Here is a 22,444-nt window from a genome sequence, read left to right on the forward strand (position 1 = left end):
GCCCCGCAGCACGAACAGGCGCACCCGAGATCGTTGGTCACAGGACGGAGCCTACTGACCGGCTCGGCATCTCCCGACCCTGGGTGCCAACTAGCGCGCTCGATCGCCAACTAGCGTGCCCAAGCGCCACCTATCGCGCTCAGTCACACGTCCCTAAACCGGCTTGGTCTGGGGAGCTACAGACGAGCCGTGATCGATTGATGTTCGGCAACAGCTCGGAATAGGCGAGAGAACGGGAGGGCGGCATCGTTTGTGGTGCCGGGCTAGCTGCGGGCGCTGCGGGAGAGCCAGGGGGTCAGGTTGAGGTTCGTGATGAGTTCCTTGTAGGTCTCGTCGCCGGGCAGGGGCACGATCAGCCACTGGCCCGGCGGGAAGAACCGGCCCTTGGTGTAGGCCAGGCCGCCGTAGACGGAGCGGAGGAACGCAGGGACGGCGTCGCGCGGGACGTCGTGGAACTCGACGTGGTCGACGGTGATCTTCGCGTCGTCCTCGGGGAAGATCCGGACGCTCACGGCCGGGACGCCGGACAGTTCGACGAACGCCTCGTGCGGGAGCGAGCCGTCGGGGTCCAGGGTGGTGAAGAGGCCGGCCGAGGTGCGGCGTGAGGTCTGGTCGGCCCCGATGTCATCGGTGACGGTGAGCGCCAGGCCGTGGTCGTCCGCGATCGCGCGTATCGCCCTGACGGCGGCTTCGGTGGTCGGCAGGTGGGGGTGTGCCATGGTCGTGATTCTTCCTCACTGGGGGTGGACCGGAACCGGAGGGGGTACCGGTCCGGGGTGTCGGGCGGGCGTGGCGCCCCCCTTCGCGGCAAGGATTCGTCTTCGCGTGCGCGCCAGGGCGGCGGGGTCGGCGCGTTCCGCCGTCCACGGGCGGTGGAGGTGGTCGGACTCCCGTCGGGGGACCAGATGGACGTGCAGGTGGAAGACGTCCTGCCAGCCGGCCGGGCGGTTGGCCTGGAACAGCGTCAGACCGTCCGAGGGGAAGGCTGCGTCGAGGAGCGCGGCCATCCGGTGGGCCGTGCGCATCACCGAGGCGGCATCGTCCTCGGAGACCGCCCAGATGTCCGCCGCGTGGGCCCGGGGGATGACGAGGGTGTGGCCTTCCATCACCGCGGTGTTGTCGAGGAAGGCCACGGTCGACTCGTCCTGGAACAGGATCTCGGCGTGGAGCCGCCCGGCGACGATCTCGCAGAAGTCGCACGTCACCTCAGCGGCCACGGGTGCGCAGCTCCTCGGGATCGGTTTCGATGAGGCGCCGCCACCGCAGGACTGCGGCGCGGTCCACCGGGCTGTCCCAGCCGTCACGGCGGACGGACGTGCCCACGTGGAAGGCGCCGACCCCGTGGGCGCGCAGCGTCGGGACGTGCTCCGGCATGAGTCCGCCGCCCGCCATGATCGCGGCCGAGTAGCCGGGTTCGCCCCGCCGGTCGGCTTCCGCCGTCACCACGGCGAGACCTTCCTCGACCCCGGCGACGCAGCCCGCCGTCAGGACGGTGTCCAGTCCGGGAAGCCCGGCGACGGCACGGCGCACCGCGCCCCGGTCCGCCGCGTGGTCGAGGGCGCGGTGGAACGTCCAGGGGGAGCCGGGAACCGACGCGAGGACGGCGGTGACCGCGGGCAGGTCCAAGGCTCCGTCCGGGGTGAGGAACCCGAGGACGAAGGCATCGGCCCCCGCGGCCTTCAGCGCTGCGGCGGTTTCGCGGATCCGGTCCACGTCAGCGGCCTGGAACCCGCCCTTGTCCCGCAGCATGATCCGCAGGGGGACGTCCACGCAGTCACGGACGCGGAGGAATTCCGTGAGGGAAGGGGTCATGCCGTCGGCGGCCATGTCGGTCGCCAGTTCCAGTCGGCCGGCGCCGCCCGCCACGGCTTCCACGGCCTCGTCCGCGGAGGTGACGACGACCTCAAGTACCGTCTCCTGCACGGCCCTCAGCCCTCCGACCCGGCTACGGCACCGGCCACCGGCCCGAACTGCGGCGGCCAGGCGATGCCGGTGAGGTCGGCAACGACGAGGTCCGCGGCGCCGAGCGCCGCGGCGTCGTGTCCGGCGGCGATGGCGACGCAGCGGGCTCCGGCCGCCTTGGCCGCGGCCACCCCTGCCGGTGCGTCCTCGAACACCACGGTGGCCGACGGCTCGACGCCCAGGGCGGCGCAGCCGGCGAGGTAGCCCTCGGGGTCGGGCTTTCCGCGGGTCACGTCGTCGGCGGTGACCATGACGTCGAAGAGGGAGAGGGCGCCGAGGGCGCCGAGCTCGCCGCTCGCGTACTCCTTGGTTCCCGAGGTGACCAGTCCCACCGGAACGCCTGACGCGCGGAGCCGGGCCACGAGTTCGAGGGCGCCGGGGACGGTCGCCACGGCGGGCATGTCGGGGAGCGTGGTGTAGTGCAGGGCCTCTGCGAAGAGGTCGTCGACCGTTCGGCCTGGGAAGCCGTGCACGTGGTCGCGCAGGGCCTCCCTGCCCGGGCGTCCGGCGAAGCTCCTGATGGTGGCCTCGTCGTAGGGGACTCCGTTGTTGCGGAACAGCCGTGTCCAGGCCTCGCGGCTGCGCGGCTCGGTGTCGATCAGCGTGCCGTCCAGGTCGAAGAGTGCGGCAGCGTACATGCGGGTCCTTCGGTGGCAGGGGAGTGGGGGAGGGGCTCGGTCAGCGCAACTGTTCGGTGAGCCGGCCGAGTTCGTGTGCGGTTCTGGACAACGGGAACCGGGACGCGTTCCGGTGGCCGGCGCTGCGGAGTTCTTCCAGGGCGCTGCGGTCCGAGGCCAGCCGGACCAGGGCGTCACGGGTGCGGCGGGGAGCGCCGGTGAAATCCAGCGGGAGGGCCGAGTCGCCCAGGGCGTCGGTCAGTCCCGGCACGGCCTGGTAGGCCACGGGCAGTCCGCAGGCCTGCGCCTCGACGGCCACGAGACCGAAGGCCTCCAGCTTGGCCGACGGGATCACCAGCAGGTCGTGCTCGGCGAACGCGGCCCACAGGTCCGGTCGGCTCAGCCACCCCAGGTAGCGGACGGCGGACGTGTCCATGGCCTGGGACAGGCTCTGGAACTCCCCAAGCGGTGAGGCCATGCTGAGCCGGATGCCCGGGGCCCCGGACACGGCCGTGACCAGTTCGGCAGCGCCCTTCTCCGGGGTCAGCCGGCCCGCGTACAGGACGCGCAGATCACCCTCACGGGAGACCGTACGGGCGGGCGGACCGGTCAGGAGCCGGTCGGGGACGCCCCAGGGGACGTGGACGATGCGGGAGGCCTCGACCGGGGTCAGCAGGCGGAGCCGGTCGGCCATCGCGGCGGTCGGCACCACGATGGTGCGGGCGGCCGCGGCGACCTGCCCCAGGACGTCCAGCTGCGTGGGGAACTCCTCGGCGAAGAGGAGGTCCGTGCCGTGCACGAGCGCGATCGCGGGGTGCTCCGGATACCCGCGCAGCAGCGCGGGAGCGGCTCCGAAGGCGAGGTGCTGCAGGTGGAGGACATCCTGCTCCCCCGGAGGGAAGTGCCGGGTCAGGGCACGGGTGAGCCGCTCGACGTAGGACCAGAACCCTGCCCCGTTCAGCTGCTTGCCCGGTACGTCGAGCAGCGTGGGCCGTGCTTGGCCGCCGGGGGCGGGACCGTCGTCCGGGCCGAGCATGAACGTACGGGCGGGCAGGGGTGCCGACGGTCCCAGGTAGAGGTCCTTGAGCAGCTCGACGCTGCCCCCGGGGCTGCCCCAGGGCAGGTCGAGGCCGGTCAGCACCTGTGTCCCGCTCACCGGAGCTCTTCGTACAGCCGCGAGATGTCGATCCCGCTCGTCCGGGTGTACTTGTGGCCGAGGTGCTGGTAGCTGGCGGCCGCACCGGCGGTGGACATGAAGACGATCTTCCCGAAGGGCATGAACGGGTAGACCCGGACCGGGCGGGCCACTCGGATCTCCAGGGTCCACCGGATGGCGTGGCCGACGTGTCCCAGCGGGGCGGACACGTGCACCCAGATCCCCAGCGCGCCGAGGCTGCGGTCGCCGTTGATCATCTGCGCGTAGCGCTCGGAGTGGGTGCGCTCAAGGGTGACTCCGAGGTAGAGCTGTCCGGGCTGAAGCACCATGCCCTCGGTGGGGATGACGTGTTCGGTGACCCGGGTCGCGGCCGCCGCGTCCAGTTCGTCGCCCTCGCAGATCCGGATGCGGTCACCCAGGTGCCAGTCGTAGGCGTTCGGGGAGATGCGCTCCGGGTCGAAGGGCTCGATGGCGATGTCGCCGTCCCGCACGGCGGCGGCTATGGCTTCGCGGGTGAGGATCACTTCGCGGACACCGCCACGTCACGCCAGTAGCGGGACTCCTGGGGGCCCGTGGCGGACTGGTACTTGCCTTCGTAGAGGTCGACCCGTCCCAGTGAGACGAAGAACATGATCTGACCGATCTTCATCCCGGGATAGACCCGCAGACGCCTGACCGGCGAGAGCATCAGGGTCCACTGCCCGTGGAAGCCGATGTCGCCGATCGGCGCGGTGATCTCCACGAACAGCCCGAGCCGGCCGACCGACGAGCGCCCGAACAGGAGCGGTACGTAGAGGTCTGACCCGACGCGCTCCACGGTGTGCCCGAGGTAGAGCTCTCCCGGCTCCAGGACGTAGCCCTCCTCCCCGATGGTGATCTCACGCGTCGGGTTCGGGAGGTAGGGGTCGATCACGTCGCCGGTGTACGTGAGCAGCTTGTCTCCGAGGCAGACGTTGTAGCTGTTGGGGTTGACCTGGTCCGGGTGGAACGGCGAGATGGCGATGCGCCCGTCCTCTGCCGCGGCGCTGATCTCGGGGCCGGTGAGGATCATGCGGCGCTCCCCGCGGTACGGGGCTGCCCGGCGTCGAAGTCGAAGGCCACCCTGCCTTCGATGTCCAGTTCGCGGCACAGGCGGCGTACTCCGGAGAAGTCGGTCACGAGCAGTTCGGAGAGCTGCCCGGACCCGTCGCGCCTGCAGTCCTCGATGATGTCCCTGGCCTTCGGTACTCCTGCGAACTCCAGCACCTTCAGCCACCAGTCGTAGTCCTCCGCGCAGAAGGCGTTGATACCGGAGGGCAGCGCCGCCACGAAGAAGTCCTGCTGTTCCCTGTTCAGATGGACGTAGACGTCCTTCATGATCTCGACCATGACCGGACCGTGCGCCGATTCGTCGCGCGCGTGGAGCCGTGCGATCAGGGAGTGCAGCGGCTGGACGGTGGTGTCCCCGGCCATCAGGTCGAGGAACGCGTTGACGCTGACCTCACCGACCGTGGTCCACAGCAGGTAGAGGATGTCCGCCTGCCAGCGCTCGGCGGACGCGTCCGCGGCTTCGTACAGCAGGCGGTTGGTGACCGGATGGGCGCCCTCGGGCTCGGCCTTGATCTGCCGTGCTTCCCGGGTGCGCTGCATGCCCAGCATGTGCATGTAGGTGTGCCACACCTCGTCGATGTGCGACTGCCGCACGATCTCCTTGACCTCGAAGCGGTCCACGCCGGGGAACACCGCGTGGCCGAGCTTCTCGAAGGTCGGATTGACGACGTGTTCCTCCGCCGCGACGACGCGTTCGTTGTACGCGATCCAGCCGAGGGTGTTCACCGTGCGGCGCTTGCTCTCGGCGACGCTCCGGAAGTCGGGGTGCGCGCTGAACGGCATCAGGGACTCCGGGTAGTCCAGCAGTTCCGGGTCGTACTCCTGTGCACCGGTGATCCGCTCCATGTCGGTCCGTACGGTGGCCCGCCTGGGCCAGGCCGCGGCGAGCCGGCGGAGGGTGCTGGGTCCCACCGACTCGTGGGTTTCCTCGATGGTTCTCAACACTCTGGACTCTTCCTTCCCTGTCATCGGCCTTCACCGCTTCCCGCGGCTGCCGGGCGCGCCTCGATCGTCCGGTACCCGTTGAACCCGACCGGATCGCCGATGCCCGTCAGGCGCAGGCCCGAGGCCTCCAGGAGTCGGGTGAACTCCTCTTCGGTCCGCTCCCGGCCACGGGTGAGGACCATCAGGTTGAGGTCGCTCACGGCGAGGAAGGGATCGGTGGTGGTGTCCACGACGGCGGGCGCGACGACCTCGACGACGAGGAGACGGGCCGCGTCGTCCATGGAACGGCGGCAGTTGCGCAGGATGCGCACGCACGCCTCGTCGTCCCAGTCGTGCAGGACGCTCTTGATCACGTAGAGGTCGCCGCCCCCGGGCACCGATGCGAAGAAGTCCTGTGCCCTGACCTCGCACCGGTCCTCCACGCCGGCGGCGGCGAGGGCCGTGGGCGCGCCGGACACGCCCTCGGGGGTGTCCACGAGGATGCCGCGCAGTGCGGGGTGGTGGCTCAGGATCCCGGCGAGCAGGGCGCCCGAGCCGCCGCCGACGTCCACGACCGTCTTCACGCCGTCGAAGTCGTACGAGCGGGCGAGGGCCCAGGACTCGGCGCTGCCGCTCACCGCCATCGCGGCATGGAACTCGGCGGACAGTTCGGGGTCGGAGGCGAAGTGGTCGAAGACCGAGCCGCCCGTGACCGTCTCCACGGAGGGACGTCCGGTGTGCACCGAGTCGAGGAAACACCCCCAGGAGGCCCAGACCGCCTCGTCGAAGTAGGGCATGAGCATGGGACGCACCGAACCGGGCACGTCCGAGCGCAGCGGCGCTCCGGCCGGGGTCAGCCGGAAGAGGCCGTCCTCGGCCTCTTCCACCAGGCCGAGGGAGGCGAGGCCGCGCAGGAGCCGGCGCAGGGACGGGGCGTGCGTGCCGGTGAGGTCCGCCAGGCCCTCCGTCGTGAGCGGCCGGTCCGCCAGCAGGTCGGGGAGCCGGAGGCGGGCTGCGGCATGGATCATCTGAGCGGGGATGAAGCCGAAGGCGAGACGGTAGAGGTGGGCCGCCGCCATCGGATCGCTGATCGTCACGTACTACTCGTTTCAGGGAACACGGGCTCGAAGGAGATGGGGAGTGCGGTGAGGCCGCACAGGATGCTGATCTGTCGCCAGCGCAGTTCGTCCGGGTGCCCGGCCAGGGCAAGGCCGCGGAACCGTTCCAGCAGGGCGCCGAGGGCCGCCGTGGCGAGCATGCGCGCCAAGGGCGCACCGAGGCAGAAGTGGATGCCGTGCCCGAAGGCCAGGTGGGGGTTGTGCTCGCGGCGGACGTCGAGCGTGTCCGGGTCGGGGAAGACGGCGGGATCCCGATTGGCCAGGGACAGGCCGATGTTGACGACGGACCCCCGGGGGATGAGGGTCCGTCCGATGAGGGTGTCCTCGACCGCCACGCGCAAGGACGACTGCCCGGCGGAGCCTTCGTAGCGCAGCAGTTCCTCCACGGCGGCGGGGAGCAGCGACGGGTCTTCCTGGAGCAGGCGCAGCTGGCCGGGGTGCAGCAGCAGGCTCAGCAGTCCGTTGCCTATCAGGTTCGTGGTCGTCTCGTGCCCGGCGACCAGCAGCAGGACGGCCAGGCCGACGAGCTCGTCGTCGGTCAGGCTGTTGTCCTCCTCCTGGGCCGCTACGAGCGCGCTCAGCAGGTCGGGCTGCTGGTCGGGGGAGGCGTGGGAAGGGGACGCGTTGCGTACCTCCACGCGTTTGGCGGCGATCAGCCCGGTGAAGTACTGCCGCAGCCGACGGGAGCGCTCCTCCCGGGTACGCGGCCCGGTGACGGCGGACGTGGAGAGCATGCGCTGTGCCCAGGTGCGGAAGGCGTCCCGGTCCCCTGTCGGCACTCCGAGCAGCTCGCAGATGATCAGTACCGGAAGCGGAAAGGCGAGGTCGGCGATGACGTCCGCACGGCCCGAGGGCCCGAGGCGGTCCAGGAATTCGCCCACGACCCGCTCGGCCTCGGGGGCCAGGGCCGCGATCCGGCGCCGGGTGAATCCGTGGGAGACCAGGCGGCGCAGCCGGGTGTGGTCCGGGGGGTCGTTGTTCGCCATCGGGGAGTACCCGTGGGGGGCGTCGACCGCGTGCTCCAGGCGGCGCGGGTCGTTGGAGAGTCCCGGTGAGCCCAGTGCCTGACGGGCCTCGGCGTAGCGGGAGATCAGCCAGTAGGAGAATCCGCTTTCCTCCTGCACGAAGCGCACCGGCGGCTGCGCGCGCATCATGCTGTGGACGGTCTCGGGTTCCGTGAGCAGCCGGTACGGGCTGAAATCGAGCAACGGAGCGAGATCCGGTGGTATTTGCACCTGTACCCCCTGAACTGGCTGAGGGACCCACCCTCGCACCGGGGTGGGAAAGTGTCGTCCGTCCGCCGACCAGTCTTGCTTCCCAGACTGTGGGTTGAGAGCGGTGCGGGGCTTCCTCCTTCACGCCTCCGCTTGTCGTGTGCAACACCAGGTCATTGACTAGAACTTGTACTTGGATGTCGGTAGTCTCTGAAAGTGGTCCAGACCAGTCATGGCCGCCGATTCTTGTGCGGACCTGGCAGGATTCATGCATTCATGGGGGAATGTCGCGCTGTGGCAAATGAAATTGAGGCTGACTGTATCCGGGTCCTTCTATGTGACCCGAACCATCTGATGCGGGTCGGCCTGGCGAGCGTCCTGGAACGCGAACCGGACATCCGCATCGTCGGAGAGGCGCTGCACACGAGGGAAGTCGAGGTTGCGGTACGTGAACTGCGCCCGCACGTCGCGCTGATCAGCCATGATCCGGATGCCATGGACGGCATCGCTATCGCAACGGCCCTGAGGAGAACGGTCGGCGTCGCCATGCCCGGCGTCCTCATGCTCAGCTCCGGGACCGAGGACGAGGAACTGCTCTCCGCCCTGCGCGGCGGAGTGAGGGGCCTGCTTCCGGGGAACTGCGACCCGCGGTCGATCCCCGGGGCCATCCGGGACATCGCGGGAGGCGCGATGGTGTTCAAGTCGCCGCCCGCGGTCCAGCTCATCAGACTTCTGCTCAACCGGTCGCCGCAGATGGCCCCCGCGACCTCCTCGCAGCTCTCGCTGCTCACCAGCCGGGAACGGGACGTGCTGTCGCTGGTGGCCAACGGCCACTCGAACCTGGTGATCGCCAAGATGCTGTCCCTCAGCGAAGCCACCGTCAAGTCGCACCTGTACCACCTGTGCCAGAAGCTGGGGCTGCGTGACCGCACCCAAGCGGTGATCCTGGCCTATGAGACGGGACTGGTCAGAGCCTCCGCCGCCTGACCGCCCGGGGTGGCTTCCGATGCCCGGACTGCCGGTGGAAGCCACCCTCACCCCGCGGCCGGAATCAGCAGTGCCGGGTCGACGTGGCTCACCGCGACCGACAGGAAGGCCGCCGTGGAGGCGGCGTCGGAGGCGATCCACCGCGTGAAGTCCAGCCGTTCCGGGGTGACCTGGAGCCGTGCGCTGTCCAGAGCGGTCCGGTAGCGAGGTTCGAGGAGCCCGCGCTGCTCCGTCGCGTACCGCTCCAGGGCGCCGGCCGTCGCGAGGTCGTCGTGCAGCTGCGCCCCTACCGACCCGGCCAGGAGCGCAGCCTGCTCGAAGGCGTCACTGATCCCGGTTCCGGTGATCGAATCCTTGTGGCACGCCGCGTCCCCGACCAGTGCCCAGCCGGGTCCGGTGCTCCTGCGGAAGAAGTTGAGCTGACTACCGGTGCCGCGCAGCCGCTCCACCCGCCGCGCCGAAGCGGCGCGGCCGACGAGGTCCGGGGCGGTGGACCGCAGGGCCTCCAGGTACGCCGCGGCGGGGTCACGTCGCGTCTCCCGGAACTCCTCCTGCGGGAAATAGGCTGCAACCAGGGTCAGTTCGTCATGCGTACCGACCACGCCTATCAGCCTCCCGGTCCGCTCGTACACCTCGAACTGCGCGGCCAGCCCTTCCCAGTAGCCGTAGTACACGCAGGTCCGCGGGGAGTCCTCGCGCACCACGCCGGCCCCGAAGTGCCCGGCCATCGTCGAGCGCATGCCGTCGGCGCCGACCACCAGCCGGGCCCGGACCCGGCCGGTGGAGCCCGAGGCCGCCCGCCACGTCACTCCCGTCACCCGGCCGCCCTCGGCCAGTACGCCGGTCACGGTGCATCCCTCACGGAACTCGGCCCCGGACTCGACGGCGGCATCGATCAGGAGGCTGTCGAGGACGAAGCGGCGCGGCGCGTACACCGCGTCGATCCCCTCCTCGACCGGGACGGGTCCCTCCAGCCTCAGGTCCCCGAGCGTGTACGAGATCCGGCGCACCGGCGGGCAGCCCGTTTCCGCCAGCCGGCCGAGCAGCCCCCACCGGTCGAGCAGTCGCAGACCGGGCCGGTGGATGTGCTGGGTGGACAGGGTGTCGCTCGGGAACCGCATCCGGTCCAGGAGGAGGACCCGGTAGCCGGCCCGGGCGAAGAGCATCGCCGTCGAGGCCCCCGCGCTGCGGGCGCCCACGACCACGACATCGTAGAGATCCATCGGTCGGTGTGTCCTTCCGTCTGCCAGGAGCAGGGTTCGGTCTTCGTGCTCACGCCCGGAGCGGCAACTGGGGATCCGCACGCTCCGCGCACCGGGGGCCCACGGTGACCGCGACCAGGGGCTGGAGGGGTCCGGCGCCGAGGCCGAGGGCGCGGGCCATGGCGTCCAGGCCGAAGTCGCAGTGCACGTGGCTCTCCAGCCCCATGGCGGCCGCGGCCAGGGCGAGGCGTTGGGCGAGCGCACCCGCCGCGATGTTCCGGGTCCGGTACCAGCGGTCCCCGAAACGCTCGATGCCCGTCCGTAGATCGGCGCAGGGGACCAGGGTCGCCGTGGCGGTGCGGCACTCGTCCGCCAGCATCGGGCTCTTGGCCGCGTGCATCACCTCCCGTACGGCGTCCGCCGAGCGGGTGCGGACCAGGGCGTGTCCGGTGGCGTCGTAGAGATGGGCGCCCGTCTCCACACCGGGGACGCGCTGTACCACGGCGGCCAGTTGGACGTCCGGGCTCCCGGCATCAGGCGGGCTGCCGGCGGGCAGGGGGCCGGCCGCCGCGGACAGCAGTGCTGCCAGGGTGCGCTCCGGTACGGGTCCGGGCCGGTAGCCGTAGACGGTGCGGCGGCCGGGGAAGCCTTCGGCCAGGTCCAGTACGGCCGTCTGCAGGGCGTGCCGGGGGGACCCGGGCGGCGGCGACCAGGCCGGGAGACGGCCCGCGCGGCCGGGCGCCGCCGTCCGGATCGCGGCGTGCAGCAGCGCGGCCTCCGCCAGGTGCGGGACCTCGCTCAGGGAACGCGGTCCGGGCACGGCGGCGGGCACGTGCCCGTCCCACGGGGCGCGGCCCTCGGGCGGGCCCGGCGTTCCGTCCGCCCGGTGCAGCGTGACCACGGCGAAGACGCTCTCGGCGGCGGGGGAAAGCCCCAGGACCTCGTCCAGGCCCCGGTCGTCGTAGTGCAGGTGGACGGTGGCGGTCAGCCCCGCCACCCCGGCGGCGGCCACCGCTTGAGCCACGACGACACCGACGTCCAGGCTCTGGAGCCGGTAGCCGAACGCCCCGTACTTGGCAGCGTTGCGCCACATCACGCTGCTCAGGAGCAGGACGAACTCTGCTTCCCGGGCCGGCGGATCGCTCAGCAGACCGAGGAGCCGGGCCCGGCCGTCACCGTCGCGCAGGCGTTCCAGCGCATGATGGACCGGGTCGTAGTGGGAGAGCCCGGCCGTGAGACCGTCCACCGGGCCGTGGGCGACGTAGACCTCCACCGGGTACCGGGACCCCGAGGCCGCGGCCGTACGGCCGGGGGAGAGCAGGACGCGTCGTTCCCCCGGTGTGCCGGGGGCGGACAGGCCGAGCGGCATCAACCCGCTCATCCAGCGCATCCTGGTCAGCCCGTTCGTCTGCCGCAGCAGCCGGGACAGGCGCGGGAGCGCGCTCCCGTACGGCGTCGCGCCGTCATCGGGCGGCAGGTTCAGCCGGGTGGCCGACGGGTAGCGCTTGTGGACCGGCGGGAGGCGGGCCGGGTCCGCGGCGGGCAGGGCGTCCGGCGGCTGGTGGCCGGAGCCGAGGAAGCCGAGAGCCGCCTCCCCGACGGGCGGAGCGGGTGTGGTCATGCGCAGTGCACCTCGTTCTGTACCGGCTCTCCACCGGGGTGGAGGCCGGGGCGCCCGGGACCGTGCGCCGGGGGCGACAGCCGGGGAACCGGCATCAGATAGCGTTCGTCGGGCCCGGGCGTCCCGAGCGCGATCTGGAACAGCGGCTCGTGCCCGGGCGGCAGGCCGAGGGCCCGCGACACGGTGCGTGCCGCGTAGCCGTTGTGGATCCTGGCGGCGAGGCCCTCGGCGGCGCTCAGCACGCACAGGCGCTGCGCGACGACCCCGGCCTCGTGGTGGAGGACCCGGAAACCCCTGTCCCCGAAGGCCGCCTGCGCGTCCTCACGCGGGGCGGAGAGGAACACCACGGCCCCCACCGACCGGTAGTCGATGTTCGCGGCTTCCGTGCCGAGCTGCGAGGGGTGGACGTCGCCGGCGGGGCCCACCGGGTGGAGACCGTCCGCCATGACCCGGTGGATGCCGTCCGCGAGACCGCTCACGTCGACCGCCCACAGGTGCACCGTGACGGGCGGCGCATCGCCGTCCGGCACGGCATCGGACACCCAGGGGGCGAGCACGGGGCCGACCGTACGGAGCAGGGCGGCCAGCGGCAGGGGACGGCGAGCCGGTTTGAACGCGGGGCTGCCGGAGGTCCGCCGCCGCAGGCAGTCGGCGAGCTCGGCGCCCCCCACCGGCGCCCGCGGCGGCGCCGGGGGAGGTGTCCCCGCAGGCAGCAGGGAGAAGTCAGCCGTGCTGGTGAGCCGGGCAGCGCCGTCGGCCGCGGTCAGTCCGGCCAGCCCGTGGAGACCGGTCGGCGCGGCCGCGGGCCGGCCGGGCGGGGGGCCGAGCAGGGCGGACAGGGCCGGTTCGGCATGCGTTGCCGCGCTCCGCCGGACCGGCCGGGGCCCCTCGGCCCGCCTCGGGTACAGCGGGAGGACGGCGGCGATGCTCTCCTGAGGGCCCTCGGTCCCGAGGAGGCGGTCCAGCGTTCCGTCGAGGAACTGGTGGTGCAGATGCGCCTCGGCACCGAGGGTGCCCGCGACCATCATCACGTTCCCCGCCACCAGGCCGGTCTCCTGAGCACACAGCCGGTACGCGTAGTCGCCGTACCGGAAGGCCGTCCGCCAGAACACGGTGGAGAGGATGAGCACCCCGAGGGCGTCCTCGATGTCCGCGCCCATCGCCTTGCCCAGGACGCTCCGGTGGTCGCCCGGGCGCAGTCGTACCAGTGCGTGGTGCGCCGGATCGTAGGCGTGGACACCAGCGGGGAGCCCCTCGTGGCCGGGGGTCCAGAGGTAGGCCTCGACGGGCGCGAAGCACCGGGCGGAGGGAGCCGCCCGGTGGTAGGGCCAGCGGGCGGTCGGGCCGAACTCGGTCCGCAGTACGCCACAGGAGTAGTGCAGCAGGGCCGAGTGGAAGGCGGCGGTGGGCGCGGCCGCCGGGCCGTCCGGCCCTGCTGCGGAGCCGAACGCGCCGCTGATCGCGCCGAGTTCCCCCGCGGGTTCCGGCAGGGGATACCGCGGGAGCGAGCCGTGGCGGGCGAACCTCGCGGGCTCCGCGGAACCGCCCTCCCGGCCCCCCGGCCCGCTCGCCGTCATGGCGGCGTAGTCGTGGAGGGACCGGTGCCAGTAGCGCGTGCCGGGGGAGGGGGTGGTCCCGTCCGGTCGTTCCGTGACCGTCATCCGTGCAGTCCTCAAGGGAAGGGGTGGGGATGGGGGTTGATGTCCTCGGGTGTCAGGACCTTGTCCCGGTAGCCCAGTTCGAACGGGACGTCGAGCAGCCGTGGCAGGCCGTCGACGCGCCGGTTGCGGTGTCCGAAGGTCATCGGCAGGGTGCCGGGCACCATCACCTTCACGCAGGCGAAGCCGCCCGCCCGGTGCTCGGGCGTCGTCTGGTCCACGACCAGGACGTCCAGCCCGTGGCCGAGGTAGCGCTGCACCATCTCGTCCAGGTCGGAACGCAGGTCGGTGTGGGCGGGCCACTGCCACTGCCGCGCGAAGTCGGAGAACGGCCGCGCCTCGCGGTCGGAGAGGAGGAAGCCGAACCGGTCGAAGGCGTCCTGATGGCTGTAGAGCACGGAGTGGTCGCCCATCACCTTCACCAGCGACGGGTCCGTCACCATGCGGGCGGCCCGGTCCCGCTCCGCCGCGTCGTAGAGCTTCGCGTGCTCCAGCAGGTGGCCCATTTCGTGCAGGACGTTGATCACGGCCTTCTCGGGCTGCAGTGCCGAGCCGCCGGCGCACAGCACGCGAGGCCGCCCCGGGTCATCGAGGGTGTCGAGGCCCACCGCCCAGAAGCAGGGGATTCCCTGCTCCAGCGTTGCCGAGTACAGCTGGATCGCGTACCCGGTCCGGTGACGCAGATGCTCGATCATCATCGGGATGGAACGGTCCCGCGCACTGGCGGGGTCGATCCGCGGGATGGGCATCCGGCCGTACCAGGTCATCAGGAAGGCATCGCGCTCCGCCACTTCGAGCAGGCCGCACAGGATCGCCTCCTCCAGGCAGCCGCCCATGGCGCAGCCGTTGGATATCTCGTAGACGAACCGGGGGTCCTCGTGGCTGTGCGCGGCGTAGTAGGCATACCGTTCCGGCACCAGTACCGCTTCTCCGCGGGCGAAGGAGTACCCCCAGACCCACGGCATCACCAGGTCTTCGTCGTACCGGACGTAGGGGAACCCCGGCAGTTCGTGGCGGTCGTCCGGGTAGAGGCCGAAGGCGCGCGGATCGACGGCGCGGTCGCCCAGCTCGCGGCGGCTCGCCGTGACCGAGGTCCGGTGCCCTCGCGGCTGCTCGCCGCCGAAGCGTTCGAGGGCCTCGAGCACGGCGGTGATCCTGGAGGACCGGTAGTCGGTCGTACGGCCCCAGCCGTGCTGGGAGTTGTTGCCGCGCAGGGAGCTCAGGGGTGCGACGGCACGCGGCAGCGGTCCGCCGCGTTCGTCGTCCACCGAGGGGACCACGCCCGCCACCCGGTCGACGTACAGGTCGTACAGTTCCCGCTCGCGCGCCACCACGTTCTGCACCCGGAAGACATCGGGCGCGGGCTTCGGGCGCGGGCGCGGCACCACGTGGGCCGCCGCGGGACCGTCGACGGGCAGGCCGCCGCAGTCCTCGCAGAGGGAGCAGGGCAGGTAGCGGTGGGAGCTGATGGCGAGCGAGGCCAGCCCGACCCGCAGGAACACGTCGCCCGGCCGCCGCACCCCCGCGCTGTCCACGGGGTCGGCCGTGAGGTGCGACGGCTCACCGGAGACGGCGGATTCCACGAGAGAGAGCGCGAGTTCGGCGGCCGTGGACGCGGCCGCCCGGGTGAGCATCCGGGAGCGCCGGGCCGCCAGCTCGGCCCCGTGCCGGGCGCGGAGCGTCTCGTGGTGCTGCGCCTGGTCCCGCGCGAGTCGGCGGCGCCAGTCCGCACAGGTCGGGCAGCCGGTGCCAGGGCCCGAAGCCACCGGTCCGACGTGGATGGCATCCGCATCGGTGACGACGGGAATCCAGGGGATGCCGGCGGCTTCCGCGGCCTTGCGCACACCGGCGTGGTGGTCCGTGGCCGCGGTGTCGCCGGGAACCAGGACCGCCTGGCACGCACCGAGTCCGGCGGGGAGCTCGGCGCCGTCCGGGCGTACGACGTCGTACCGGCGTGCCGCGAGGAGGGTGGCGACGGCCGTGTCGAGGAGCCCGCCGTCACCCAGGACGGCGATCGTCCGCGTGGTGACCGGGTACGGGATCGGTTCAGACATCGAGCAGCACCACCCTGACGAGGTGCGGCAGTGCGGCTCGGACGGCCGGGTCGGCGTCGAGCGGCACCGCCACCGCTTCGGATCCGCCGGCGCGCAGCGCCGCGACGAGCGGGCCCCAGCGCACCGGTTCCGGGGGCCCGTCCGCTCCGGACGGGATCTGCAGGTTCACCGCGGGTGAGGGTGCGTACTCGGGCTGGCCCGCGTTCTTGGCCTGCCAGGCCAGGAGGAGGCGGCCGAGCCCTGCCTCGACGGCTTCGGCCGCGGTGATCCCGGCGCCGTACTCGACCAGGAGGCCGGTGCCGGTGCCGGTGCCGAGCTGGAAGGCGTACGCGTGGACGCCCGGCGGGGTGTCCACGCAGAAGGCGCCGAGTTCCTCGCCCGATGCGTCCAGCAGGTCGAGGAACCGCCGGGAGACGGCGGTCAGTTCGAGTTCTGCAGGACGCCGCCGGTCCGCCGGCCCGTGAGCGGCGCCCCTCCGTGCCGTGCGCAGGACGTGGTCGAGCAGGCCCTGTTCCACGGCGGCCGCCCAGGTGCGTCCTGCGGCCGTACCGGCGGGAGAGACGTCCGCGTCGGCCGCGTCGGCCGGCTCGCCGAACACGGCCTCCGCCGGCACTGCCCTGTCCGCACCCGTGGACAGGACGGTGCCCGTCACGGCGCCGTTGTCCGCCGCCGCGCCGGGGGAGCGGACGGCGTGGGAGGCGAGTGCGTGCCGCAGGGCGGCATCCTGCGCCTGGGGGAAGTCGGTTCCCGCACCCCATACGTCGAACGGCCGGTCCGGCCGGGCCGGATCGGTGACGGAGACCCGGACCACGCGCAGCGGGAACTGCTCGTAGTGCGCCTCCGACACCGGCCCGAGCAGCCCGAGCCGGGCATCGGTCAGGGGGACGACCCGGGCGGCGAGTTCCGCCGCCTCCACCGCCGCACCGGCACCGCGCTCCCGCGCGGACCGGGGACTTCCGGACCCCGCCGAGGTCCCGGGGACCCCGGGGTGCGGCGTCAGCTCGTGGACGGAGGTCTGGAGGGACTCCAGGTCGAGGCGTACGACACCGGCCGCCGGCCGCTCCCGCTCCTCGCCGTCCGCGACGGACCCGGCGACGCCGGTGAGGTGCTCGAACGCGCGGAACACCAGATGGTTGGCCACGATGCCGGGTACGGGACCGGTGAGGAAGCCGGACCCCTGCGCGCCGTCGTCCAGCCGGTCGCCGAGCCGGAGCCCGAGGCTCTCCCACCGCGTGGCCGGCCGGTCCGCCGCGCACACCGGCCCCACCCACGCCTCGTCGGAGCACAGGGTGACGGGAACGAACGCCGTCCCCAGCTCGGCGCAGATCCGGTCGAGCGAGCGCAGGAGGGCGGTGTCGCTGTGGTCTGCCGCGTACAGCACCAGACCGGCCGCCGCGACCGCGTCGCGCAGCGCCACCGGATCGGCCGGGTCGAGCGGCTCGGTCTCCAGACGCTGTCGGGGATCGCGGTCCCGGGCATCGGCCTCCAGTCCGCTCAGACGGTCCGGCAGGGCCTGGTCCTGCGGTCCCTGCCGGACGGGCCGCGCCGTCAGCCGGGCCACCCCGGTCAGCAGGGCGCCTTCGACGGCCGCGGCGAAGACCGTGCCCGCGCCGATGACCACGGTGCGGGTCTCGCGGTAACGCTGGAAGCGCAGGGCGGGCGAGGTGGCGAAGGACTCGACGAACGCGATCTCCGACGCGTAGGTGTCCAGCTCGTCCTGTGTCAGGGAATGGGCCAGGTCCTGGCTCACGTCGCGGACCAGTCCGGCCTCGTGGAGCGCGCCGACCAGCTTCTCCACCATCTGCCGCGGGGCGGGCGGCAGGCTCGCGGTCAGATCGGCGACGCTGTGCGCGCCGTTGAGGTGCGGGGAGAGTCTCTCCAGCCAGGCGTACGTGGAGGCGCCCAGGAAGGACACGACCTCACTGCCGTTGGTCAGGAGGACACCGTCGCCTTCGGCGTTCGGTGTGAAGAAGATCCCGGTTCTCATCCGCGGATACATGGCCGCGATGGTGCTGTGCATGATGGAGGGCTCCGCATTTCGGCTGGTCGTGACGGTCGTGCCCGTGTCGGATCGTGAAGTCCGATCGTGTCAGCGCCTTCGGCCCCGGGTCGTCCGTCCCGGGACTGCTTTCCTGTCTCCGCCACGGACACCCGGGTGGGGCCGGACTCCGACTGGAGTGGGGTCGCCCGACTCAGATCCGCTGGTGAAGGCCGGTCAGTCTCTCCAGCACGGGGACGAGTGCGGACGGTCCGGGCAGCATCGCCAGCTCCTCGCGCAGCACCCGCGCTCCTTCGCGGACCGCAGGGGTCCCCAACAGGCCCGAGAGCGCGTCGCGCAGGGTCCGGGCGTCGCACCGGGCAGGGTCGAGGACGCGTCCCGCGTTGCGGCGTTCGAGATAGTCCGCCGTCGCCTCCTCGTCCCAGAACCGCGTCGGCACGATCAACTGGGGGACGCCGTGTGCCGCGGCCGCCGCGAACAGCGAGCTGCCGCCCTGGTGGACGACCGCGGCGCACCCGGGGAGCAGTTGGTTGAGCGGCAGTCGGTGCGGGAGCCTGAGCCTGTCGGAAGCCGCGGCGCCCGGGACGGTGGCGGGGCCGCCCGTGGCGACGAGTTCCACGTCGAGTCCGGAGAATGCCGCGAGCAGGTCGGGGAAGGAGGGCCCGCCCGCCGGGTCCGCATCAGGGTCGCGGCCGTCGCTCTCCCAGGCCAGGCAGACGCGCGGCCGGACGGGCTTCGTGTGCAGCCAGTCGGGCACGGGCCCGCCCCCGTCGTACGCCGCCCAGCGCATCGCCTCGTAGCTGACGTCCGGCGCGGGCAGTCTCACGCCCGGGGGCATGGGGTCGATCGTCCACTGGCCCAGGAGCAGCTCCTCCTCGTAGGGCAGCCCGTACGGCTCCAGCAATTGCTGCATCACCTCCTCCAGAGGATCCGGCCAGCTCCCCTCAGGCGCCTGCTCCTGGTACCGCTGGGAACGCTGCCGGAGCCAGGCGATGTTGTCGCGGCCCCACAGCAGCCGGGCGTGCGCGGCTCCGCTCAACCGCGCCGCGACGGCCGCCGGCAGACAGAACGGGTCCCACAGGACCAGGTCCGGCCGCCAGCGCACGGCCACTCCGGTGAGTTCCTCCAGGAGGGGACGCAGACCCGCGAACACCCGTGTCATCCGGTACCACTTCGGCCCCCAGTCGGGGCAGTGGGCAGAGGCGACCGCCAGGTCCCCGCCCGCGTGGCCGAGCAGGGCCGGGTTGCGGCCGAAGTCCGTCAGACGGGCGAGGTCCGCCGCCCGGCCGACGGGGACGGCCGCCAGTCCCGCCTGCGTCACCGGCCCGGTCATGTCCGGGTGGGTGGCTATCCGTACCTCGTGGCCGGCGTTCTGCAGGGCCCAGGCGAGCGGGACGACGGGGAAGGTGTGGGCCGAGGTGGGGAAGACGGCGAACAGGACGCGCACGGGGAATCCTTCTGGAGCTGCGGGTGGTCAGTGCTTGGGTGCGCGGAAGGCCGACACCGCAAGAGGGCCGAAGACGGCGAGGAGCAGCAACGACCAGCCGAGCGTGGCGGCCACGGGATGCGCGAGCGGCCACGCGGCGTCGGCGGACGGGGTGACCGGATTGCCGAACAGCTCCCGGGTCGCGGACACCACGGCACTCACCGGGTTCCATTCGGCGACCGGACGCAGGCCGGACGGAAGACCGTCGGACGGCACGAAGACGTTGGAGACCATGGTGAGCGGGAAGGTCAGCATGCCGATCAGGTCCGCGGCGGACCTGGACGGCAGCACGAGGCCCAGCCAGATGCCGAGCCAGCTGAACGCGTACCGGGCGAGCAGCAGCAGGGCGAGTCCTGCCGCGACGTGTGCCGCGGTGGAACCGGGACGCCAGCCGACCAGGAGACCGCACCCCGCCATGACCAGCAGGGTGATCAGTCCGCCCAGGCTCTCGGCCAGCGACTGGCCGACGGGCACCGCCGTCCTGCTCATCGGAAGGGAGTGGAACCGGTCGGTCACTCCCTTGTCCTTGTCGTCGGCGACGGCCGATGCGCTCGCCGCGATGCCGAAGACCACCATCTGCGCCAGCATGCCGGGGATCAGGAAGTCCACGTAGGAACCGCCTTCAGGAACACGCATGTTGCTGCCGAGCACGTAGACGAAGAGCAGGGTGAACACCAGGGGGAGCAACAGGGCCATGACGGCGCGCTCGGGGGCGCTGCGCAGATGGATCAGGTACCGCCGGGTGATCGTCAGGGCGTCTCCGCAGGCCCAGCGCAGCCGTACGGGAAAGGGCTCCTTGCGGACCGTACCGGCCGCTGGGGCACCGGGGCGGCCGGCCGCGGGCGGGGCCGCCGTAGCCTGCCGGGTGCTCACGCGGCCTCCTCGGCGCGGCCGGGGGTGTTCATCAGGCTGATGAACACCTCGTCCAGCGTCGGGCGCCGCAGGGCGAGGTCCTCCACCGCGATGCCCGAAGCCTCCAGCTCGCGCAGTGCCGAGGCGAGCGCGGTGGTGCCCGGACCCGCGGCCCGGCCGGTGGCGAGGGTGACCCGGCGGAGCTCGCTGTGGACCTCCACCGGTCCGGCCCCCGTGCGGGACAGCGCCTCGGCGGCGGGTGCCAGCTGGTCGGCGTGGCGGACGGTGAGGTCGATGTACGCGTGGCCCAGCGACGACTTGAGGACCGAGGGCGTGCCTTCGGCGATCACCCGGCCCCCGGCTCCGTCCGGGCTCGCCAGTACGGCGATCCGGTCGGCGAGGTGGTCCGCCTCGTCCAGGTACTGGGTGGTGAGCAGGATGGTGGTGCCCGCCCGTACGAGCTCGCGGACGCTGTCCCAGAGCCCGTAGCGGCTCTGCGGATCGAGTCCGGTCGTCGGCTCGTCGAGGAAGATCACCGCAGGTGGGACGATCAGGCTCACGGCCAGGTCCAGTTTCCTTCGCATGCCTCCGGAGTACGTGCGGACGGGGCGGCGGGAGGAGTCCTGGAGGCCGAACCGTTCCAGCAGTTCCTCGGCGCGCCGGCGGACGGCGGGGCCGCGCATCCGGTGCAGCCGGGCGAACATCTCCAGGTTCTCCAGCCCGCTGATCAGCTCGTCCACCGAGGCGTACTGGCCGGTGAGCGCGATGTTCCCGCGCACCCGGGCGGGGTCGAGGACGACGTCGGTCCCGGCCACGTGGGCGTGGCCGCCGTCCGGCCGGGACAGGGTCGCCAGGATACGGACGAGGGTGGTCTTGCCCGCTCCGTTCGGCCCGAGCAGGCCGCAGACGGTGCCCGGGGCGACGGTCAGGTCGACTCCGTCCAGGGCGGTCGTCGTGCCGAACCGCTTGCGCAGGCCTCGGACTTCGACCGCTGCCCCGGACGGCGGGTCGCCGGTGACGTGGGGGAACACGGGTTCCTCCTCTGACGGATGAGTAGGGGTGAGGCGGTGGTGGACGATCACGCCGACGGCGCCAGGCGTACCGGGAGGGTGAGCAGGCCCCGCATGTCACCGATCGGGCGCCACGCCTGCGGCTGCTCCGGGTCGGCCAGGACGAGGTCCGGGTAGCGGTCGAGCAGGGCGGTGAGCACCGTCTCCGTCTGCAGCCGGGCGAGCGGGGCGCCGATGCAGAAGTGGATGCCGTGGCCGAAGGAGAGGTGCGGGACGGGGGTGCGGGTGACGTCGAGGCGGTCCGGCGCGGAGAAGACCTCGGGGTCCCGGTTGGCGGCGGCGAGGGCGACGCTCACGATGGACCCTGCCGGGATCACCACCCCTGCGAGTTCCACGTCCTCGGCCGCCACCCGCAAGGTCGTGCGGGCCAGCGAGGTCTCGTAGCGCAACAGTTCGTCCACGGCCGACGGTACGAGTTCCGGGTTCCGGCGCAGCACGGCCAGCTGACCGGGGTGGCGGAGCAGGGCGTCGACCGCGTTGCCGATCAGCCCCGTCGTCGTCTCGTGCCCCGCCAGCAGCAGGAGGACCAGGAGGCTGACGAGTTCGTCGTCACTGAGCTGCTGCTCCTGTGCCTGCGCCGCCACGAGGGCGCTGAGCAGGTCGGGCTGCTCGTCCGCGGGCAGGCCGGTGCGCACGAGGGGCCGCCTGGCGGCGACCAGGGAGGCGAACCACCGGTGGAGGCGGCGGGTGCGTTCCGCCGGCCCCGCTGCGGGCGTGGCGCCCCGCCCCGACACCGTCAGCATCTGCGTGGCCCACTTCAGCAGGGCGCCCCGGTTGCCGTGCGGTACACCGACGAGTTCGCTGATCACCAGGACGGGGAGCGGGAAGGCCAACGAGGCCATGAGGTCGACGGGTGCGCCCGCCGCGGCCCGTCGCCCTTCGCTCTCGGCCATGGCGTCGAGCAGTTCGTGCGTGAGCTTGTCGACGGCCGGGCGCAGCGCTGCGACGCGGCGCGGCGTGAAGGCGCCGGAGACCAGCCGCCGCAGCCGCGTGTGGTCCGGCGGGTCGCTGTTCACCAGGGGGAGGAAGAAGCTTTCAGCGCCGGAGACCCCGTATCCGGCGGCGCCGAGAGCATCCGCCGCGCGCTGCGGATCCTTGGAGAGCCGCGGGTCCCGGAGCGCCGCCTTGGCCTCGTCGTGCCGGGTGACGAGCCAGTATGCGAGCCCCTGGGGGTTGCGCACCAGGCGGGGTCCGGGAGTGTCGCGCAGACGGCCGTAGTGCCCGTGCTGGTCCGCGAAGAAGGCCGCCGTGTCGATCTCGGCGGGACGGCTCGCCGGTCCCGTCACGTGCGGGTCTCCGTCCGCGCGGTGGGTGCAGGGAGCAGCGATTCGAGGAAGTCCGCGGCGGCGGGTGCGCCGCCTGCGTGGGTGATGTGGTCTCGCATGGTGTGGGCGTGGTCGCGGTAGGGGGTGTGGGTGAGGACGTGGTGGGCGGT

At 72.3% G+C, this 22,444-nt stretch carries 21 protein-coding genes; 1 reads left to right on the top strand and 20 read right to left on the bottom strand.

The features are described 5' to 3' along the window. Nucleotides 1–263: 263 nt before the first annotated feature. The 11 genes from IO30_RS0113115 to IO30_RS46360 all read right to left on the bottom strand — a co-directional run bounded on the left by IO30_RS0113115 (nucleotide 264) and on the right by IO30_RS46360 (nucleotide 8,563). Nucleotides 264–719, bottom strand: a complete 456-nt coding sequence (locus IO30_RS0113115; RefSeq protein WP_031142519.1) for an SRPBCC family protein — start codon at nucleotides 717–719, stop codon at nucleotides 264–266. Between the two features lie 15 nt (nucleotides 720–734). After that, complete coding sequence (locus IO30_RS40400; RefSeq protein ID WP_051859289.1) at nucleotides 735–1,217, bottom strand: HIT family protein; 483 nt, start codon at nucleotides 1,215–1,217, stop codon at nucleotides 735–737. Further along, nucleotides 1,207–1,923, bottom strand: a complete 717-nt coding sequence (locus IO30_RS0113125; RefSeq protein ID WP_031142523.1) for a copper homeostasis protein CutC — start codon at nucleotides 1,921–1,923, stop codon at nucleotides 1,207–1,209. The genes IO30_RS40400 and IO30_RS0113125 overlap by 11 nt, the downstream gene beginning before the upstream one ends. Nucleotides 1,924–1,928: 5 nt before the next feature. Continuing rightward, nucleotides 1,929–2,600, bottom strand: coding sequence for an HAD family hydrolase (locus IO30_RS0113130; protein WP_051902193.1), 672 nt, complete (start codon nucleotides 2,598–2,600; stop codon nucleotides 1,929–1,931). A gap of 40 nt (nucleotides 2,601–2,640) precedes the next feature. Then, a complete protein-coding gene (locus tag IO30_RS0113135) occupies nucleotides 2,641–3,735 on the bottom strand; it encodes a glycosyltransferase family 4 protein (RefSeq protein ID WP_031142527.1) in 1,095 nt (364 codons plus the stop codon). Further along, complete coding sequence (locus tag IO30_RS0113140; RefSeq protein WP_031142529.1) at nucleotides 3,732–4,259, bottom strand: dCTP deaminase; 528 nt, start codon at nucleotides 4,257–4,259, stop codon at nucleotides 3,732–3,734. Before IO30_RS0113140 ends, IO30_RS0113135 begins: the two co-directional genes overlap by 4 nt. Further along, complete coding sequence (gene dcd / locus IO30_RS0113145; RefSeq protein WP_031142530.1) at nucleotides 4,256–4,786, bottom strand: dCTP deaminase; 531 nt, start codon at nucleotides 4,784–4,786, stop codon at nucleotides 4,256–4,258. The genes IO30_RS0113140 and dcd overlap by 4 nt, the downstream gene beginning before the upstream one ends. Further along, nucleotides 4,783–5,769 (bottom strand): diiron oxygenase, encoded by a 987-nt coding sequence (locus IO30_RS0113150; protein WP_237403400.1) that lies wholly within the window; start codon nucleotides 5,767–5,769, stop codon nucleotides 4,783–4,785. The genes dcd and IO30_RS0113150 overlap by 4 nt, the downstream gene beginning before the upstream one ends. A 20-nt stretch (nucleotides 5,770–5,789) precedes the next feature. Continuing rightward, nucleotides 5,790–6,845 (bottom strand): methyltransferase, encoded by a 1,056-nt coding sequence (locus IO30_RS0113155; RefSeq protein ID WP_051902196.1) that lies wholly within the window; start codon nucleotides 6,843–6,845, stop codon nucleotides 5,790–5,792. Then, nucleotides 6,842–8,074, bottom strand: coding sequence for a cytochrome P450 family protein (locus IO30_RS0113160; RefSeq protein WP_037893906.1), 1,233 nt, complete (start codon nucleotides 8,072–8,074; stop codon nucleotides 6,842–6,844). The genes IO30_RS0113155 and IO30_RS0113160 overlap by 4 nt, the downstream gene beginning before the upstream one ends. A gap of 339 nt (nucleotides 8,075–8,413) precedes the next feature. After that, nucleotides 8,414–8,563 (bottom strand): hypothetical protein, encoded by a 150-nt coding sequence (locus IO30_RS46360; RefSeq protein ID WP_209439894.1) that lies wholly within the window; start codon nucleotides 8,561–8,563, stop codon nucleotides 8,414–8,416. A 12-nt stretch (nucleotides 8,564–8,575) separates the two neighbouring features. On the opposite strand from IO30_RS46360, the gene IO30_RS0113165 reads away from it, so the two are divergent. Further along, complete coding sequence (locus IO30_RS0113165) at nucleotides 8,576–9,067, top strand: LuxR C-terminal-related transcriptional regulator (RefSeq protein WP_209439895.1); 492 nt, start codon at nucleotides 8,576–8,578, stop codon at nucleotides 9,065–9,067. A 47-nt stretch (nucleotides 9,068–9,114) separates the two neighbouring features. Here IO30_RS0113165 and IO30_RS0113170 read toward each other — a convergent pair whose 3' ends face one another. From IO30_RS0113170 to IO30_RS0113210, 9 genes are all read right to left on the bottom strand, one after another. Then, complete coding sequence (locus IO30_RS0113170) at nucleotides 9,115–10,290, bottom strand: NAD(P)/FAD-dependent oxidoreductase (protein ID WP_031142540.1); 1,176 nt, start codon at nucleotides 10,288–10,290, stop codon at nucleotides 9,115–9,117. A 49-nt stretch (nucleotides 10,291–10,339) separates the two neighbouring features. Next, nucleotides 10,340–11,890, bottom strand: coding sequence for a SagB family peptide dehydrogenase (locus IO30_RS0113175; protein WP_031142542.1), 1,551 nt, complete (start codon nucleotides 11,888–11,890; stop codon nucleotides 10,340–10,342). Continuing rightward, entirely contained in the window at nucleotides 11,887–13,551 is a 1,665-nt protein-coding gene (locus IO30_RS0113180; protein WP_031142543.1) for a SagB family peptide dehydrogenase, read from the bottom strand. The genes IO30_RS0113175 and IO30_RS0113180 overlap by 4 nt, the downstream gene beginning before the upstream one ends. An 11-nt stretch (nucleotides 13,552–13,562) precedes the next feature. Further along, nucleotides 13,563–15,602, bottom strand: coding sequence for a TOMM precursor leader peptide-binding protein (locus IO30_RS0113185; RefSeq protein WP_031142545.1), 2,040 nt, complete (start codon nucleotides 15,600–15,602; stop codon nucleotides 13,563–13,565). Continuing rightward, the gene (locus tag IO30_RS0113190; RefSeq protein ID WP_031142547.1) at nucleotides 15,595–17,622 is read right to left on the bottom strand and encodes a hypothetical protein; all 2,028 of its coding nucleotides are present in this window, start codon (nucleotides 17,620–17,622) and stop codon (nucleotides 15,595–15,597) included. Before IO30_RS0113190 ends, IO30_RS0113185 begins: the two co-directional genes overlap by 8 nt. 172 nt (nucleotides 17,623–17,794) lie before the next feature. Next, complete coding sequence (locus IO30_RS0113195; RefSeq protein ID WP_031142548.1) at nucleotides 17,795–19,048, bottom strand: nucleotide disphospho-sugar-binding domain-containing protein; 1,254 nt, start codon at nucleotides 19,046–19,048, stop codon at nucleotides 17,795–17,797. 27 nt (nucleotides 19,049–19,075) lie between these two features. Continuing rightward, nucleotides 19,076–19,960 carry an ABC transporter permease gene (locus IO30_RS0113200; RefSeq protein ID WP_237403399.1) on the bottom strand — a complete coding sequence of 295 codons (885 nt, stop codon included), beginning with the start codon at nucleotides 19,958–19,960 and terminating at the stop codon, nucleotides 19,076–19,078. Then, entirely contained in the window at nucleotides 19,957–20,970 is a 1,014-nt protein-coding gene (locus IO30_RS0113205; protein ID WP_051902199.1) for an ATP-binding cassette domain-containing protein, read from the bottom strand. Before IO30_RS0113205 ends, IO30_RS0113200 begins: the two co-directional genes overlap by 4 nt. A gap of 47 nt (nucleotides 20,971–21,017) precedes the next feature. Next, nucleotides 21,018–22,295, bottom strand: coding sequence for a cytochrome P450 family protein (locus IO30_RS0113210; RefSeq protein WP_031142553.1), 1,278 nt, complete (start codon nucleotides 22,293–22,295; stop codon nucleotides 21,018–21,020). Nucleotides 22,296–22,444: the final 149 nt, after the last annotated feature.

Source organism: Streptomyces xanthophaeus (assembly GCF_000725805.1).
GTDB classification, from domain to species: Bacteria; Actinomycetota; Actinomycetes; order Streptomycetales; family Streptomycetaceae; genus Streptomyces; species Streptomyces xanthophaeus.

Excerpts from the sequence above, each read along its gene's own strand:
- dcd (WP_031142530.1), bottom strand. The coding sequence starts at position 4,786 with ATGATCCTCACCGGCCCCGAGATCAGCGCCGCGGCAGAGGACGGGCGC.
- IO30_RS0113170 (WP_031142540.1), bottom strand. The coding sequence starts at position 10,290 with ATGGATCTCTACGATGTCGTGGTCGTGGGCGCCCGCAGCGCGGGGGCC.
- IO30_RS0113175 (WP_031142542.1), bottom strand. The coding sequence starts at position 11,890 with ATGACCACACCCGCTCCGCCCGTCGGGGAGGCGGCTCTCGGCTTCCTC.
- IO30_RS0113180 (WP_031142543.1), bottom strand. The coding sequence starts at position 13,551 with ATGACGGTCACGGAACGACCGGACGGGACCACCCCCTCCCCCGGCACG.
- IO30_RS0113165 (WP_209439895.1), top strand. The coding sequence starts at position 8,576 with ATGGACGGCATCGCTATCGCAACGGCCCTGAGGAGAACGGTCGGCGTC.
- IO30_RS46360 (WP_209439894.1), bottom strand. The coding sequence starts at position 8,563 with ATGGCTGATCAGCGCGACGTGCGGGCGCAGTTCACGTACCGCAACCTC.
- IO30_RS0113130 (WP_051902193.1), bottom strand. The coding sequence starts at position 2,600 with ATGTACGCTGCCGCACTCTTCGACCTGGACGGCACGCTGATCGACACC.
- IO30_RS0113115 (WP_031142519.1), bottom strand. The coding sequence starts at position 719 with ATGGCACACCCCCACCTGCCGACCACCGAAGCCGCCGTCAGGGCGATA.
- IO30_RS0113185 (WP_031142545.1), bottom strand. The coding sequence starts at position 15,602 with ATGTCTGAACCGATCCCGTACCCGGTCACCACGCGGACGATCGCCGTC.
- IO30_RS0113190 (WP_031142547.1), bottom strand. The coding sequence starts at position 17,622 with ATGCACAGCACCATCGCGGCCATGTATCCGCGGATGAGAACCGGGATC.